Here is a 13694-nt window from a genome sequence, read left to right on the forward strand (position 1 = left end):
GATCCTTATTGTCGGCGGGCCAGCTCCCGCTGAATATGATCCAGCAGAATATCGATGTTAATAGGCTTACGCAAAAATGCAGCGGCGCCCAGATCAAGAGCGTACCGCTGCATATTTTCATCAGCATGACCGGAGATAAAGAGCACGGGCGGCGGCGGTACGGCCAACAGCCGCAGCTTGTCAAACAGCTCCAGGCCGCTCATGCCCCGCAGCTTGATATCGGTGATGACCAGCGCCGCGCCGGACAGGGCGAACGGATGGCTCAGAAATACTTCTGCCGAATCAAACGTATCGGTCGAATACCCTTCCGACTCCAGGAGATTACTCAGCCCGCTGCGGACGGAACGTTCGTCATCAATGATGGCAATGCGCCACGGCAGCGTCATGCTCTCTTTCCTCTCACAAATCATTAAACGTCGCGATCGTCCTTCGCGGGCGCAGGGGGCGCCGTGCCGCTGATTTTCGGCACGCATTCGTGACGAAACCAGGCGAGGGTAAGCGGTTCGCGACTCAGTAAACGCCGTCCCACCGGGATGAGCTGTTCGCCCACCAGCATGCCAAACAGGCCAAGCAGGGCGACAACCGGCGGTGCCGGGGAATGCACGTCGAGCAGGGCGTAAATTACCCCAGCAGCCACGCCGCACACCAGCGAAATTATCCACGCTTTCATGATGACGCTCCCGTCTGCGATGTCGCCTGCGGAACGGTCACCTGAGGCGGCGCGGCGTCGCGGGATAACAGATGGCGCGTCGCCTGTTCACCCGCCAGCATCCCCAGCAGGCCAATCAGCGCCAGCGCGGGCGGCGCAGGGGAGCGCACCTTCAGCACAGCATACATCAGGCCAATCAGCACGCCTGCGGCAAGGGATATCAGCCCAGTACTCATTGTGAACTCCAGAGAAAGAGGCAGCGGCGAGCCGGATGAGGGACCAGCCCGCCAGCGGGGCTTAGCGAGCCGGGACCGGCGCTAAGGTGCGGTGCTCGCTCTTCTGGCGAGACGGCGCTTTGTGCACCATGGTGTAGGCGTAATCCACGCCCATGCCGTACGCGCCGGAGTGCTCGCGCACGATATCCATCACCGCGGTGTAGGTCTCTTTACGCGCCCAGTCGCGCTGCCACTCCAGCATCACCTGCTGCCAGGTCACCGGGATCACGCCCGCCTGGATCATGCGCTGCATCGCGTAGTCGTGGGCTTCTTTGGAGGTGCCGCCGGACGCGTCCGCCACCATATAAATTTCGTAGTCGCCTTCCAGCATCGCGCACAGGGCGAAGCTGTTGTTGCACACTTCGGTCCACAGGCCGGCAACCACCACCTTCTTCTTGCCGTTGGCCTTCAGCGCGTCGCGCACCTTCTGATCGTCCCAGGAGTTCATGGAGGTACGCTCCAGAATGTCCTGGCCCGGGAACACGTCCAGCAGCTCCGGATAGGTGTTACCGGAGAAGCTTTCGGTCTCAACGGTGGTGATGATGGTCGGGATGTTGAACACTTTGGCCGCTTTCGCCAGCGCCACGGTGTTGTTTTTCAGCACCTGGCGGTCAATCGACTGCACGCCAAACGCCATCTGAGGCTGGTGATCGATAAAGATGATCTGACAGTTCGCAGGGGTTAACACTTCGAGCTTTGAAGAGGTCATAGCATTTTCCAGTGGTTAAGGGTGAAATCGCCGCGAGCGCCGCGACGATAAAGTCACCCTCATCCTGCGGTTTTCCGTCTCTGCGCGTAATTATCTCTTCGTATAGTTAACCTTAGGTATAGTTATACTTTGGTATACCTATCCTATTGTATAACTGGATCTTTGCCGAAACCGGTTCCCATAATCCTGACCATCCCCCTCTCAGTCAGGAGCAGTTTATGGTTACCCTCGGTAAAGCCGATCTCATTCTGGTTAACGGCCAGTTTCACACCGTCGATCGCGAGAACCCCGTCGCGGAAGCCGTTGCCGTGCGCGACGGAAAATTTCTGGAAGTGGGTACCGTCGCCGAGGTGATGCAACACCACTGCGACGCCACCTTAGTGGTCGACTTAAAAGGCCACACCGCCATCCCCGGCCTGAACGACTCGCACCTGCACCTGATCCGCGGCGGGCTGAACTACAACCTCGAGCTGCGCTGGGAAGGCGTGCCGTCCCTGGCTGATGCCCTGCGGATGCTGAAAGAGCAGGCCCTGCGCACGCCGTCGCCCCAGTGGGTGCGCGTGGTGGGAGGCTGGACCGAGTTCCAGTTTGCCGAGCGCCGCATGCCGACCCTCGACGAAATTAACGACGCCGCGCCGGACACCCCGGTCTTCATTCTGCACCTGTACGACCGCGCCCTGCTCAACCGCGCCGCGCTGAAGGTGGTCGGCTACACCAAAGACACGCCGAATCCGCCGGGCGGGGAGATCCAGCGCGACGCCAACGGTAACCCGACCGGGATGCTGATTGCCCGTCCGAACGCCATGATCCTCTACGCCACGCTAGCGAAAGGGCCGAAGCTGCCGCTGGAGCAGCAGGTCAACTCCACGCGCCAGTTCATGCGCGAGCTGAACCGTCTGGGGCTGACCAGCGCCATCGACGCGGGCGGCGGCTTCCAGAACTACCCGGAAGATTACGAGGTGATCGCCGAGCTGCACGAGAAAAAGCAGATGACCATCCGCATCGCCTACAACCTGTTTACCCAGCGTCCGGGCCACGAGCTGGAAGACTTTGAAAAATGGACCGACATGCTCACGCCGGGCCAGGGCAGCGACTTCTTCCGCCACAACGGCGCGGGCGAGATGCTGGTCTTCTCCGCCGCCGATTTTGAAGACTTCCTCGAGCCGCGCCCGGACCTCGCGCCGGGCATGGAGGACGAGCTGGAGCGCGTGGTGCGCCATCTGGTGGAGCACCGCTGGCCGTTCCGCCTGCACGCCACCTACAACGAATCCATCAGCCGCATGCTGGACGTCTTCGAGAAGGTGAACCGCGACATTCCGTTCAACGGCCTGCACTGGTTCTTCGACCACGCGGAAACCGTTACCCAGGCCAACATCGACCGCATCAAAGAACTGGGCGGCGGCATTGCCGTGCAGCACCGCATGGCCTTCCAGGGCGAGTACTTTGCCGAGCGCTATGGCATCGAAGCTACCCGCCACACGCCGCCGGTGGCAAAAATGCTCGAGACCGGCGTGCCGGTGGGCTTAGGGACGGACGCCACCCGCGTGGCGAGCTACAACCCGTGGACCGCGCTCTACTGGCTGGTCTCCGGCCGCACCGTCGGCGGGATGCAGATGTACGATCACAGCGCCCGCCTGGATCGCGATACCGCCCTGATGCTCTGGACCCAGGGCAGCGCGTGGTTCTCCAGCGAGCAGAACCAGAAGGGGCAGATCAAGGTCGGCCAGCTCGCCGACCTGGCGGTGCTGAGCAAAGACTACTTCCGCGTGCCGGAAGAGGAGATCAAGGGCATCGAGTCCGTCCTGACGGTGGTGAACGGCGACATCGTCTACGCCGCAGGCAGCTTTGGCCCGCTCGCGCCGCCGGCCATTCCGGTCCTGCCCGAGTGGTCCCCGGTGGTGAAGGTGCCGGGCCACTACCGCAGCGCGCCGCCGCAGGCCGCACGCGTCGGCTTGAGCCCTATCCACCACTGCAGCGGCCCGTGCGGGGTTCACAGCCACCAGCATGATTTCGCTCGCACGTCAGAGATGCCGGTGTCCGACGATAACGCTTTCTGGGGGGCGCTGGGCTGCAGCTGCTTTGCATTCTGATGAAAAACACCTTTGCTCCGCCCCGGGTCGACCTGGGGCTGTTCTTCCTGCGCCTGACCGGCAGCCTGCTGCTGCTCTACGTGCACGGCCTGCCGAAGGTGCTGCACTTCAGCGAAGAGCTGACGCGCATTGAAGATCCGTTCGGCTTCGGGCCTTACGCCAGCCTGATCCCGGCGATTGTCGCCGAGGTGGTTTGCCCGCTGTTTATCATTGCGGGCGTGTACACCCGCCTGGCGTGCCTGCCGATTATCGCCGTGCTGCTGGTGGCGATGCTGGCGGTCCACCCGAACTGGTCGATTGCCGAAGGGCAGTTTGGCTGGCTGCTGCTGATTATCTTCACCACCCTTGCCCTCACCGGGCCGGGCCAGTGGCGGCTGCAGCGTAAGGCAGCGGAGAGGTTCGCATGACTCAGGTTAACGACGTTCGCGACGCACACGTCGAGACGACGCCCGCATCGACGGTTTCGCCCTGGCAGCCGCTGAGCCAGCCGGTGTTCCGTATGCTGTGGATCGCCACGGTGGTCTCTAACGTCGGCTCATGGATGAGCGACGTCGGCATCAACTGGAGCATGCTGACCCTGAGCGCTGACCCGCTGGATATCGCGCTGGTGCAGGCGGCCAGCAGCCTGCCGATGTTCCTCTTCGCCCTGCCGTCCGGGGTAATGGCGGACATCGTCGACCGACGTAAATACCTGCTCTTCTCCCAGCTGTGGGTGTTCATCGCCGCCGCCGGGCTGACGGTGTTCTCCTTCACCGGACACGTCACCCCCACCGTGCTGCTGGTGGCGACGTTCCTGCTGAGCGTGGGCGCGGCGATGAGCTCGCCGCCGTTCCAGGCCGTGGTGCCCGATCTGGTGAGCAAGCCGGAGCTGGGCGCCGCCGTGGCGCTGAACTCGCTCGGGGTGAACATCAGCCGGGCGATTGGCCCGGCGCTGGGCGGTTTTCTGCTGTCGCTCGCCGGGCCGTGGATGGTGTTTGCCCTGAACGCGCTCTCCGTGGTCGGCGTGGCATGGGTACTGTGGCGCTGGCGTCCGGCCCCGTCCATACAGCGCCTGCCGCCGGAGCACTTCTTCTCTGCGGTGCGCTCCGGTATTCGCTACGTGCACGCCGCGCCGGTGCTGCGCAACGTGCTGGTGCGCACCGTGGCCTTCTTCGTTTTCGGCAGCGCGGGCTGGGCACTCCTGCCGCTGGTGGCGCGCCGCGAGCTGGGCTTAGGCCCGGCGGGCTACGGCGTGATGCTGGCCTGCATTGGCCTGGGGGCGATTGCCGGGGCCATCCTGCTGCCGCGTCTGCGCCAGCGGCTGAACGCCGACCGCCTGATGGTGGCCGCCAGCCTGACGTTTGCTCTCACCATGCTGGCGCTGGCGTTCGTTCGCCACTTCTGGCTGCTGAATCTGTTTGAGTTCTTCACCGGCTTCGCGTGGATTGCGGTGCTCTCCACCCTCAACCTTGGCGCGCAGCGCAGCGCCGCCCGCTGGGTGAAGGCCCGCGCGCTGGCGGTCTACCTGACGGTGTTCTTCGGCTCGATGACCGCGGGCAGCGCCATCTGGGGGCAGATTGCCTCCCGGTTCGGCACCCCGACCTCGCTGGTGGTCGCCACGCTGGGGATGGTGCTGGCTAGCGCGACGGTGTTCCGCTGGAAGCTGGGGAAAGATCCGGACCTGAACCTCGACCTCAGCGGCCAGCCGCTGGACGGCGTGGAGATCGACCTGCCGAACGAGCGCGGCCCGGTGCTGGTGTCGCACGAGTACATCATCGACCCGCAGAACACCAAGGCCTTCCTGGAGGCGGTCCACGAGCTGCGCCGGGTCCGCCGCCGCGCCGGGGCGATGAGCTGGGCGGTATATGAAGATATTGAGCGTCCCGGCCTGTTTATCGAGACCTTCCTGATGGGCTCGTGGATTGAGCATCTCCGCCAGCAGGAACGCCACACCATGAATGACCTCCTGCTGCAGAGCCGCGTTCTGGCTTTTCATCAGGGCACAACATCACCGGCTATTCGCTACCTGGTCGCGCCGGTATAACCATAATCATCACCTGCACAGGAACACACTATGGCAACGTTTAAGGCAAAAGACGGCACGCAGATTTACTACAAAGACGGCGGCGCGGGCAAACCGGTTCTCTTCAGCCACGGCTGGCCGCTGGACGGCGACATGTGGGACAGCCAGCTGAACTACCTGGCCGAGCGCGGCTTCCGCGCCATCGCCTTTGACCGTCGCGGCTTTGGCCGCTCGGATCAGCCGTGGAACGGCTACGACTACGACACCTTTGCGTCCGACATCAACGACCTGATTACCACCCTGGATCTGCACGATGTGACGCTGGTGGGCTTCTCCATGGGCGGCGGCGACGTGACGCGCTACATTAGCAACTACGGCAGCGCGCGCGTCGCCGGTCTGGCGCTGCTGGGCGCGGTGACGCCAATCTTCGGCAAATCCGACTCCTTCCCACAGGGCGTGGATCAGAGCGTATTCGACGGCATTCGCGACGGACTGCGTAAAGATCGCGCCCAGTTCATCAGTGACTTCGCCACCCCGTTCTACGGCATCAACGCCGGGCAGACCGTCTCTGACGGCGCCCTGACCCAGACGCTGAACATCGCCCTGCTGGCGTCGCTGAAGGGCACCATCGACTGCGTGACCGCGTTCGGCGAAACCGACTTCCGCCCGGATATGGCGAAAATCGACGTGCCGACGCTGGTGATTCACGGCAGCAACGACCAGATCGTGCCGTTTGAAAGCACCGGCAAGCTGGCGGCAGATATGATCAAAAACGCCACGCTGAAGGTGTACGACAACGCGCCGCACGGCTTCGCGCTGACCCACCAGGACCAGCTCAACGAAGATCTGCTGGCGTTTGTGAAGTCACTGTAACTCTTTAAATGCGAAGCCTGATGGCGCTTCGCTTATCAGGCCTACAAGGGCTGGTCCTGTAGGCCGGGTAAGGCGCAGCCGCCACCCGGCGCTTTCGCAGACGCGTTCCGCTCCGCCAGCAGCCGACAAATCTCCGCGTGCTTCTCCTCGGTAAAGGTAAAGCGCGACATAAACACGATGCGGATCAGCGACCCTATCGCCGGCAGCAGGCAAATCCCGAAGAACAGCCCCGACAGCACGCCCTCGCTCTGGATTTGCGCCTGCGGCACGTAGCCGATCATCGTCAGGAACACGCCGATTAACCCGCCGCCCACCGCCACCGACATCTTGCCGGTAAAGGTCTGGCCGGAGAAGGTGATCGCCGCGCAGCGCTTGTTCGTGTGGTACTCCGCGTACTCGATGGTGTCGGCAATCATCGACGAGGTGAGGATGTTGGTCATCATCACGAACAGCGTGCTCAGGCCGAGCAGAATAAACAGCATCGTCACCTGCTGATACCCGACAAACCACATCACCACGCGCACCGCCACGTCCAGCCCGCAGAGGATCATAAACAGCTTCCGCTTCTGCATCCGCCGCGTCAGCATCGGGGCGACCAGGCACAGCACCGCCGCCACAATCCCCATCACGCCAATCGCCATCTGCAGGCTGCCGTCGCCCAGGTTGTTGATAAAGAAGTAGATATACAGCCCGCCCGCCACGTTGTGGAACACGCAGAAGAAGAACGACAGCAGGACGATAAACAGCGGCTTGTTCTGGCGCAGGTTGTGGAAGGTGTCGCGGATGGTCACCTTCTCCGGGCTCGGCGGCACGCGCTCTTTGATCTGCATAAAGCCGTTAAGCATCAGCGGCAGGCCCACCAGCATCATCACCAGCGCCGCCATAAAGTAGCCTTTATCGTTGCTGTACTGGGCGAAGAACGCCGCCAGCTTCGGGAAGAAGATATTGGCGCAGGCAATGCCCGCGTTCACCCCGAGCATCGCCGCCGTCACCGCGCGGGTGCGCTGGGCGGAGTCGTTAGTCATCACCGACGACATCGACCAGAACGGGATATCGGAGATAGCGTACAGCGTCCCCCACAGGATATACGTCACCCCGGCGTAGAGGATTTTGGTGGTCATGTCCGCTTCGATTTTATAGAACGACAGCAGCGTGACGCCGGTGATCAGCAGCGGGGCAATCAGCAAAAAGTGGCGAAACTTGCCGAACCGGCTGTTAATGGTGTCCATAATGCTGGCAAACAGCGGATCGTGAACCGCGTCCCACGCGCGGGCAATCAGGAAGATGGTGCTCGCCGCCAGCGCCGAGATCCCCAGCACGTCGGTGTAAAAATAGTTAATAAACGAACCCACTAAACCAAAGCTAAAACACTGACCTAATCCATAACCAAAATAAGACCACAGCTCGCGAGACGGTATTTTCATTGTCGTTGCCATTGATATATGCCTGCCTGGTTGCCCGGCGGTCGGCCGCCGGGTCGATATTATTAGCCTTGTGCCTTCGGGGCGATCTTGCGCAGCTGCTGCATCAGGGCGATTTCACGGCGCGAGAACGGGATGCCGTTCTCCTCGAACACGTCGTGGAACCAGAGGCGGCAGTAGTCCGTGGACTCCTTCATCACCACCGGCCACGGCAGCCACGTCTGGGTTTTGCCGCGCACCAGCCCCCACTGGTACGGTGCGACCTTCGCCGCGTACATCAGCGGAAGCTGCTCTTCGATGGTGCTGCCCACGTGGCGCGCCAGCCATTCGGTGCAGAACAGCGGACGACCGAGCTGTTGCAGCTGCTGAATAATCGCCGTCATGCGCCCGGTGTGGGTGTAGGCGTGGAAGCTCACCACGTCCGAGAGCGCCAGCGCGGTCTGGTCCAGCGGATGCTGGAAGAACGTCTCGCCCTCCTCCTCCGGCGGCAGACGCCAGGCGCAGACGGTGAGCGGCTGGGTAGGGTCTTCTTCACGCACCCACTGGAACGCCAGCTTCATCAATTCGTGGGCGCAGGTCTCCAGCTTCGCGTCGTACTGCACCTCCTGCGTGCCGGTCGCGAAAATGCCGCGGTTGCCCGGCTCGTTATAGAGATCCCACAGCAGGACACGCTTATCCTCGCGGAACTGGCGGACAACGTCGCGGATATAGCGCTCAATGGCTGCCCAGCAGTCGGGATCGCACACTTTGTCGCGCCCCGGGCTGGCCGCCGCCTGGCTGTTGTGCTTGCCCGGCACCGGCGGCTTTTGCGGGCCGAGGTACGGCTCGTCGCCGGAGAAGCCGCAGTCGTCCATCAGGGTCAGCATGGTGCTGAACCCGCGGTCGTCGGCAATCGTCAAAAACCGGTCGATGCGCGCCATCAGCCCGTCGCGGTCGTGCTCCCAGACGATAAACGACAGGTTGATGCGCAGGGTGTTGTAGCCCGCGTCCGCCGCCCAGCCCAGCTCGCGCTGGATGGTGGCGGCATCGAAGGTCTCTTCCTGCCAGATATCGGTCCAGTTCACCGCCGTCGACGGCAGATAGTTAAACCCGCACAGCCAGCCTTTTTGCTCATACCACGCCTGGGCCTGCTCCCTGCTCCACTGCTCTTTCATTACGCGTCCTCTTACTGATAATATTTAGCTAATAAATATTAGCTGCGGGATAAATGCGCAAATCGCGGCGTTTAGAAAAGCGACGGCTCTCACAAAGTTCACGCTTCGACGAATGAGAAACGTGATCGACGGCGCTAAAGCGTGCGGTTAGGGTATGATGCGAAGTCGCGAAAGGGAGAGGACGGATGAAGCGAAAAACGAAAGTGACGATGAACGATATTGCGCGGGCGGCGGGCGTGTCGCAGGCGACGGTATCGCTGGTGCTTAACCAGTCCCGCAACATCAAGCTCAGCGACGACACCCGCCAGCGGGTGATTAATGTGGCCACCGAGCTCGGCTACGACCGCCTCCCCGCCGTTCACGCCCCGCGCAACCAGGAGGAGATCGCCCTGCTGGTCAGCTCCATGCAGAGCTTCGACCCGTTTATCGACGCCATCAGCCAGGCGCGGGAAGCTGCGTGGCGCAACGAGACCCTGCTCACCGTCTACGACTACGGCGACGACATCGAGCTGGCGCTGAACATCATCCGCCAGCTGGAGAAGCGCAACTGCATCGGGATTATTCTCGCGTCTCCGGTCACCACGCTGGTGGACATGACGGCCTTCCAGGACTGCACCCGCATCCCGCTGGTGCTGCTCAACCAGCGCGACCCCGGCTCGCCGCTGCTGCCGTCGTTTATCCCGGACGACTACGCCAACGCCTTCCAGGTGACTAAACACCTCATCGCCTGCGGGGCCACGCGCATCGCCCACATCACCGGCGAGAGCTGGATGGAGGCCTCCCGCCAGCGTCTGGCGGGCTACCAGGCGGCATTACAGCAGGCCGGACTCGCATGCGACGACGACCTGGTGCGCCAGACCAACTGGCAGTTCAGCGAGTCCTTTACCGCCACCACTTCGCTGCTGGAACTGGCCGAGCGCCCGGACGCCATCTTCTGCGCCAGCGACTGGCTGGCGATTGGCTGCTATCAGGCGCTGGCGGTGAACGGCGTGCGCATCCCGCAGGACATGCTGCTGGCGGGCTACGACGACCAGAAGATCTCCGAGCAGCTCACCCCGCCGCTGACCAGCATCCAGCTGCCCTACAGCGAGCTGGGACGGCTGGCGGTGGAGTACCTGTGCAATCAGGAAGATGCCGCCACGCACGTGACGCTGGCGGGCAGGCTGAAGGTGCGCGCCTCAAGCCTCGTCTGAGGTAAACACCATGCCCGCATAGGGCTTCTCGCGACACGCCGCCAGCCGCGCGGCGAGGCTGCCGACGTGCAGCTCCAGCTTGTGCCCGTCCGGGTCGAGAAAATAGAACGACGCCCCCTCGCTTTTGTTCAGCTTCCAGACGGTGACGCCCGCCTGCTCCAGCCGTTGCGAGAACGGTTCAAAATCCTCTTCCGCGACGGTAAACGCGTAGTGGGTATAGTCGCTCTCCTGCGGCGGCACGTACTGGCGCGCCTCGTCGTACGACAGGCACACCCACAGATCGCCGCAGGTGAGATAGGCCCCGGTATTCCAGCGGGCGTGCAGCGCAAGCCCCAGCAGCTCGTGCCAGAAGGTGACGCTTTTTTGCAGGTCGCTGACCGCGAGGGTCAGGTGGTTGAGAGATTGCAGCATGACGTGCCCTTTTGTTTTTCGCGCCGGACGTGGTACGGTAAAAGCATGAACATAAACCACGCCGTCCTCACCGTAAACCACTGGTGGCTGCCTTCGTAAAGGCGGCGCGGAGTAGTTTTTCCTATTTTCAGATAGCCGCCGAAAGGCGGCTTTCTCACATCTAAGACCCCTTTCGGCATTACAACGTTAAGGAGTCTTTATGAACGCACCCACCATCCTCACCGGCGACCGCCCAACCGGCCCGCTGCACCTCGGCCACTTCGTCGGATCGCTGCGCCAGCGCGTGGCGCTGCAGCAGACGCACAACCAGTTTGTGCTGATTGCCGACCTGCAGGGGCTGACCGACAACGGCAGCAACCCGCAGAAGATCCGCGACAACATCCCCGAAGTGCTGGCCGACTACCTCGCCGCCGGCATCGACCCGAACCTGACCACGATCTGCCTGCAGTCCGCCCTGCCCGCCCTCGCCGAGCTGACGATGCTGTATATGAACATCGTCACCGTCGCCCGCGTGGAGCGTAACCCGACGGTCAAAAACGAGATTGCGCAGAAGGGCTTCGCCCGCTCGCTGCCGGTCGGGTTTATGGCCTACCCCATTAGCCAGGCGGCGGACATCACCGCGTTTAAGGCCGAGTGCGTGCCCGTCGGCGACGACCAGTTGCCGATGATTGAGCAGACCAACGAGATTGTGCACAAGATGAACAGCCTGCTGCCTGCCCCGGTGCTGCGCCACTGCAAGGCGATGCTGAGCGACACCAGCCGCCTGCCCGGCATCGACGGCAGCGCCAAGATGTCGAAATCGCTGGGCAACACGCTGCACCTTTCGGCCAGCGAAGAGACCATTCATCGTGCGGTCAGCGCCATGTACACCGACCCGAACCACCTGAAGGTGAGCGACCCGGGGCAGATTGAGGGGAACGTGGTGTTTACGTATCTCGACGCGTTTCATCCGGACAAGGAGAAAGTGGCGGCGATGAAGGCGCACTATCAGGCGGGCGGGCTGGGCGACCGGGTGTGTAAGAACGAACTGGAGGCGTGTTTGCAGGAGCTAATTGCGCCAATGCGGGAGCGGAGGGCGATGTATATGCAGGATAAGGGGGAGCTGATGGCGATGCTGAAGCGTGGCACGGAACGGGCGCAGGGGGTGACGCAGGCGACGTTGAGGGAGGTGAAGGTTGGGTTGGGGGTGCCGGTGTTTTGATGAGGTGAGTTGATTGAGGTTGGGCGGTGGAGTGCGTGCTGTTAGCACAAAGCCGCTTATTATCTCATTTAATATAATATTAATTCCGCCAATAATTCTTAATTCGTCGTTTAGATATAATTAATTGCTTTATCTACATTAATATCACATTGATATTACCCTTTATAATACATTTGAAGGGATACTATGGCTGATGTAGAAGATATAGCCCGGAGATTATGCAACATAATCGCTTCTCCTGATACAGTTACTGGGCTTATAAATGGAGGACTATCTGTACCGCTAGATTATGGATATCTGGTTTATGGAATCTTTGATACGGATACCAGGTATGCTCGTGAAACTCAACGTATAAGAATGATGACTGCCATAAAAAACGACATTTTGAATTACGAGAACATTGTCAACGCAGTTAAAATTATTTTTAAAGTGTTCAATAGATATTTAACCGAGGATGTGCAGGATAAAATATACAGATCTGTAATGACTTCAATTGCAGGTAGAATATCAACCAATATTATCGCATCAACAATCGCAAAGCATGTTATTGAAAGAACATCCTTCACGTTTGTTGTTTTCAAAGGGAAAAGTAACCCAATCACGGCACTGAGCACACTCCTTTTGTTTGGGGGAATGGCTGAGCGATCAATTAGAACATCTGACAGACTCGAAGCAGAAGCCCCAGAAGTATATCAACTTCTGAGACCAAGAGACTATGACTTACTTTATTTTCTGTTCGCTGATGCCGTCCAGCCTTTCGTAGATGCTATCCATGCAGGTTATTCAGAAGGAAAACCTGTATTTAATCAAATCATAAAGAAAGTTAATAAAAAACTAACTGCACACACTACGGCAGGCGCGTATGAGTAAGTTTATCACCCCAATTATAAACCTGCTTCTTTGCTCATATTTAGTTTTAGCCTATATCCTTAGCTGGGTTGAATTCGAAACCTGGCATGATAAAACAATCGCCTTTTGCATCATTACCATAAGCGCTTACATTATTTCATTAGTAATGAATAAATTCCTGCCAGGAAAGATACATATTTTTGGCGGGATCCTGGATGTGTTATCAGGCCCCTTACTGATCATCGGTGCATTTGCTTGTATAGCTGTCCTTGAACCATGGCCTCTGAAACTTATCGGTTTATTCATATGGGTTGTAGCGATGTTGCACCTACCTTCTTTTATAAAAATAGATGAGGAATAATTATGTCAAATCCAGCATATCTTTGGTTAACCGATGCTAATGGCTCACCAGTCGTAGGAGGTTCCATGGTGTCCGGTAGGTTAGGCGCTATTGAATTAAAGGCGGTCGCTCATCACCTCACCATTCCTGTGAGTGGAAATACAGGCCGACTAACAGGTACTCGTGTACATACACCAATTGCCGTTCAGAAAGAGTTTGATAAAACAACACCGGTTCTCATTAGGGCACTGTGTGAAAACCAAACGCTAAAATCGGCTACGATCAAAATGTATCAAATTGATGATGCCGGAATCGAGAGAGAATATTTCAACATTATCCTGGAGAATGTAAAAATCACGGGTATTACGCCAAATCTGTTCCCGGGTTCTGGAACAGGAACGCATACAGAGACGATCGAGTTAAGATATGAGGCAATAACCTGGAAACACTGTGACGGGAATATAGTTTACAGAGATGCCTGGAATCATATGGCGATAGCCTGAACCGACTTTAAAATTTCTCGGGCC

The 13694-nt window shown here is 59.7% G+C and carries 16 protein-coding genes; 9 read left to right on the forward strand and 7 right to left on the reverse strand.

Annotated elements, in window-relative coordinates; all coding sequences use genetic code 11:
* Positions 1-5: 5 nt before the first annotated feature.
* The 4 genes from EXW94_RS23285 to EXW94_RS23300 form a co-directional block, all read right to left on the reverse strand.
* Positions 6-386, reverse strand: a complete 381-nt coding sequence (locus tag EXW94_RS23285) for a response regulator transcription factor (RefSeq protein WP_108417197.1) — start codon at positions 384-386, stop codon at positions 6-8.
* Between the two features lie 23 nt (positions 387-409).
* Positions 410-670 carry a XapX domain-containing protein gene (locus EXW94_RS23290; protein WP_023334358.1) on the reverse strand — a complete coding sequence of 87 codons (261 nt, stop codon included), beginning with the start codon at positions 668-670 and terminating at the stop codon, positions 410-412.
* Entirely contained in the window at positions 667-885 is a 219-nt protein-coding gene (locus EXW94_RS23295; protein ID WP_023334357.1) for a DUF1427 family protein, read from the reverse strand. The genes EXW94_RS23290 and EXW94_RS23295 overlap by 4 nt, the downstream gene beginning before the upstream one ends.
* Before the next feature lie 61 nt (positions 886-946).
* Positions 947-1633 carry a hydrolase gene (locus EXW94_RS23300; RefSeq protein ID WP_008501349.1) on the reverse strand — a complete coding sequence of 229 codons (687 nt, stop codon included), beginning with the start codon at positions 1631-1633 and terminating at the stop codon, positions 947-949.
* A gap of 218 nt (positions 1634-1851) precedes the next feature.
* Here EXW94_RS23300 and EXW94_RS23305 point away from each other — a divergent pair, with 218 nt between their 5' ends.
* The 4 genes from EXW94_RS23305 to EXW94_RS23320 are packed head-to-tail and all read left to right on the forward strand — an operon-like array spanning position 1852 to position 6598.
* Positions 1852-3723: an amidohydrolase gene (locus tag EXW94_RS23305; RefSeq protein WP_174341248.1), complete on the forward strand. Its 1872-nt coding sequence runs from the start codon at positions 1852-1854 to the stop codon at positions 3721-3723.
* Entirely contained in the window at positions 3723-4130 is a 408-nt protein-coding gene (locus tag EXW94_RS23310; RefSeq protein WP_121424926.1) for a DoxX family protein, read from the forward strand. The genes EXW94_RS23305 and EXW94_RS23310 overlap by 1 nt, the downstream gene beginning before the upstream one ends.
* Positions 4127-5746, forward strand: a complete 1620-nt coding sequence (locus EXW94_RS23315; RefSeq protein ID WP_174341117.1) for an MFS transporter — start codon at positions 4127-4129, stop codon at positions 5744-5746. The genes EXW94_RS23310 and EXW94_RS23315 overlap by 4 nt, the downstream gene beginning before the upstream one ends.
* 30 nt (positions 5747-5776) lie before the next feature.
* A complete protein-coding gene (locus EXW94_RS23320; RefSeq protein ID WP_174341118.1) occupies positions 5777-6598 on the forward strand; it encodes an alpha/beta fold hydrolase in 822 nt (273 codons plus the stop codon).
* A gap of 41 nt (positions 6599-6639) precedes the next feature.
* On the opposite strand, the gene EXW94_RS23325 is transcribed toward EXW94_RS23320, so the two are convergent.
* The gene (locus tag EXW94_RS23325; protein WP_063428687.1) at positions 6640-8034 is read right to left on the reverse strand and encodes an MFS transporter; all 1395 of its coding nucleotides are present in this window, start codon (positions 8032-8034) and stop codon (positions 6640-6642) included.
* Between the two features lie 50 nt (positions 8035-8084).
* Positions 8085-9173, reverse strand: a complete 1089-nt coding sequence (locus EXW94_RS23330) for a cellulase family glycosylhydrolase (RefSeq protein ID WP_174341119.1) — start codon at positions 9171-9173, stop codon at positions 8085-8087.
* A gap of 185 nt (positions 9174-9358) precedes the next feature.
* On the opposite strand from EXW94_RS23330, the gene EXW94_RS23335 reads away from it, so the two are divergent.
* Positions 9359-10366, forward strand: a complete 1008-nt coding sequence (locus EXW94_RS23335) for a LacI family DNA-binding transcriptional regulator (RefSeq protein ID WP_050859706.1) — start codon at positions 9359-9361, stop codon at positions 10364-10366.
* On the opposite strand, the gene fosA is transcribed toward EXW94_RS23335, so the two are convergent.
* Entirely contained in the window at positions 10352-10777 is a 426-nt protein-coding gene (gene fosA, locus EXW94_RS23340) for a FosA/FosA2 family fosfomycin resistance glutathione transferase (protein ID WP_174341120.1), read from the reverse strand. The genes EXW94_RS23335 and fosA overlap by 15 nt on opposite strands.
* Before the next feature lie 199 nt (positions 10778-10976).
* On the opposite strand from fosA, the gene trpS reads away from it, so the two are divergent.
* The 4 genes from trpS (at position 10977) to EXW94_RS23360 (ending at position 13670) form a co-directional block, all read left to right on the forward strand.
* Complete coding sequence (gene trpS / locus EXW94_RS23345) at positions 10977-11978, forward strand: tryptophan--tRNA ligase (RefSeq protein WP_174341121.1); 1002 nt, start codon at positions 10977-10979, stop codon at positions 11976-11978.
* Positions 11979-12164: 186 nt separating this feature from the next.
* Positions 12165-12848, forward strand: coding sequence for a hypothetical protein (locus EXW94_RS23350; RefSeq protein WP_063405459.1), 684 nt, complete (start codon positions 12165-12167; stop codon positions 12846-12848).
* Positions 12841-13188, forward strand: coding sequence for a hypothetical protein (locus EXW94_RS23355; protein WP_174341122.1), 348 nt, complete (start codon positions 12841-12843; stop codon positions 13186-13188). Before EXW94_RS23350 ends, EXW94_RS23355 begins: the two co-directional genes overlap by 8 nt.
* Before the next feature lie 2 nt (positions 13189-13190).
* Entirely contained in the window at positions 13191-13670 is a 480-nt protein-coding gene (locus EXW94_RS23360; RefSeq protein WP_047726434.1) for a type VI secretion system tube protein TssD, read from the forward strand.
* Positions 13671-13694 lie beyond the last annotated feature (24 nt).

The organism is Enterobacter sp. JMULE2 (assembly GCF_013337145.1).
Taxonomy (GTDB): Bacteria; Pseudomonadota; Gammaproteobacteria; order Enterobacterales; family Enterobacteriaceae; genus Enterobacter; species Enterobacter mori.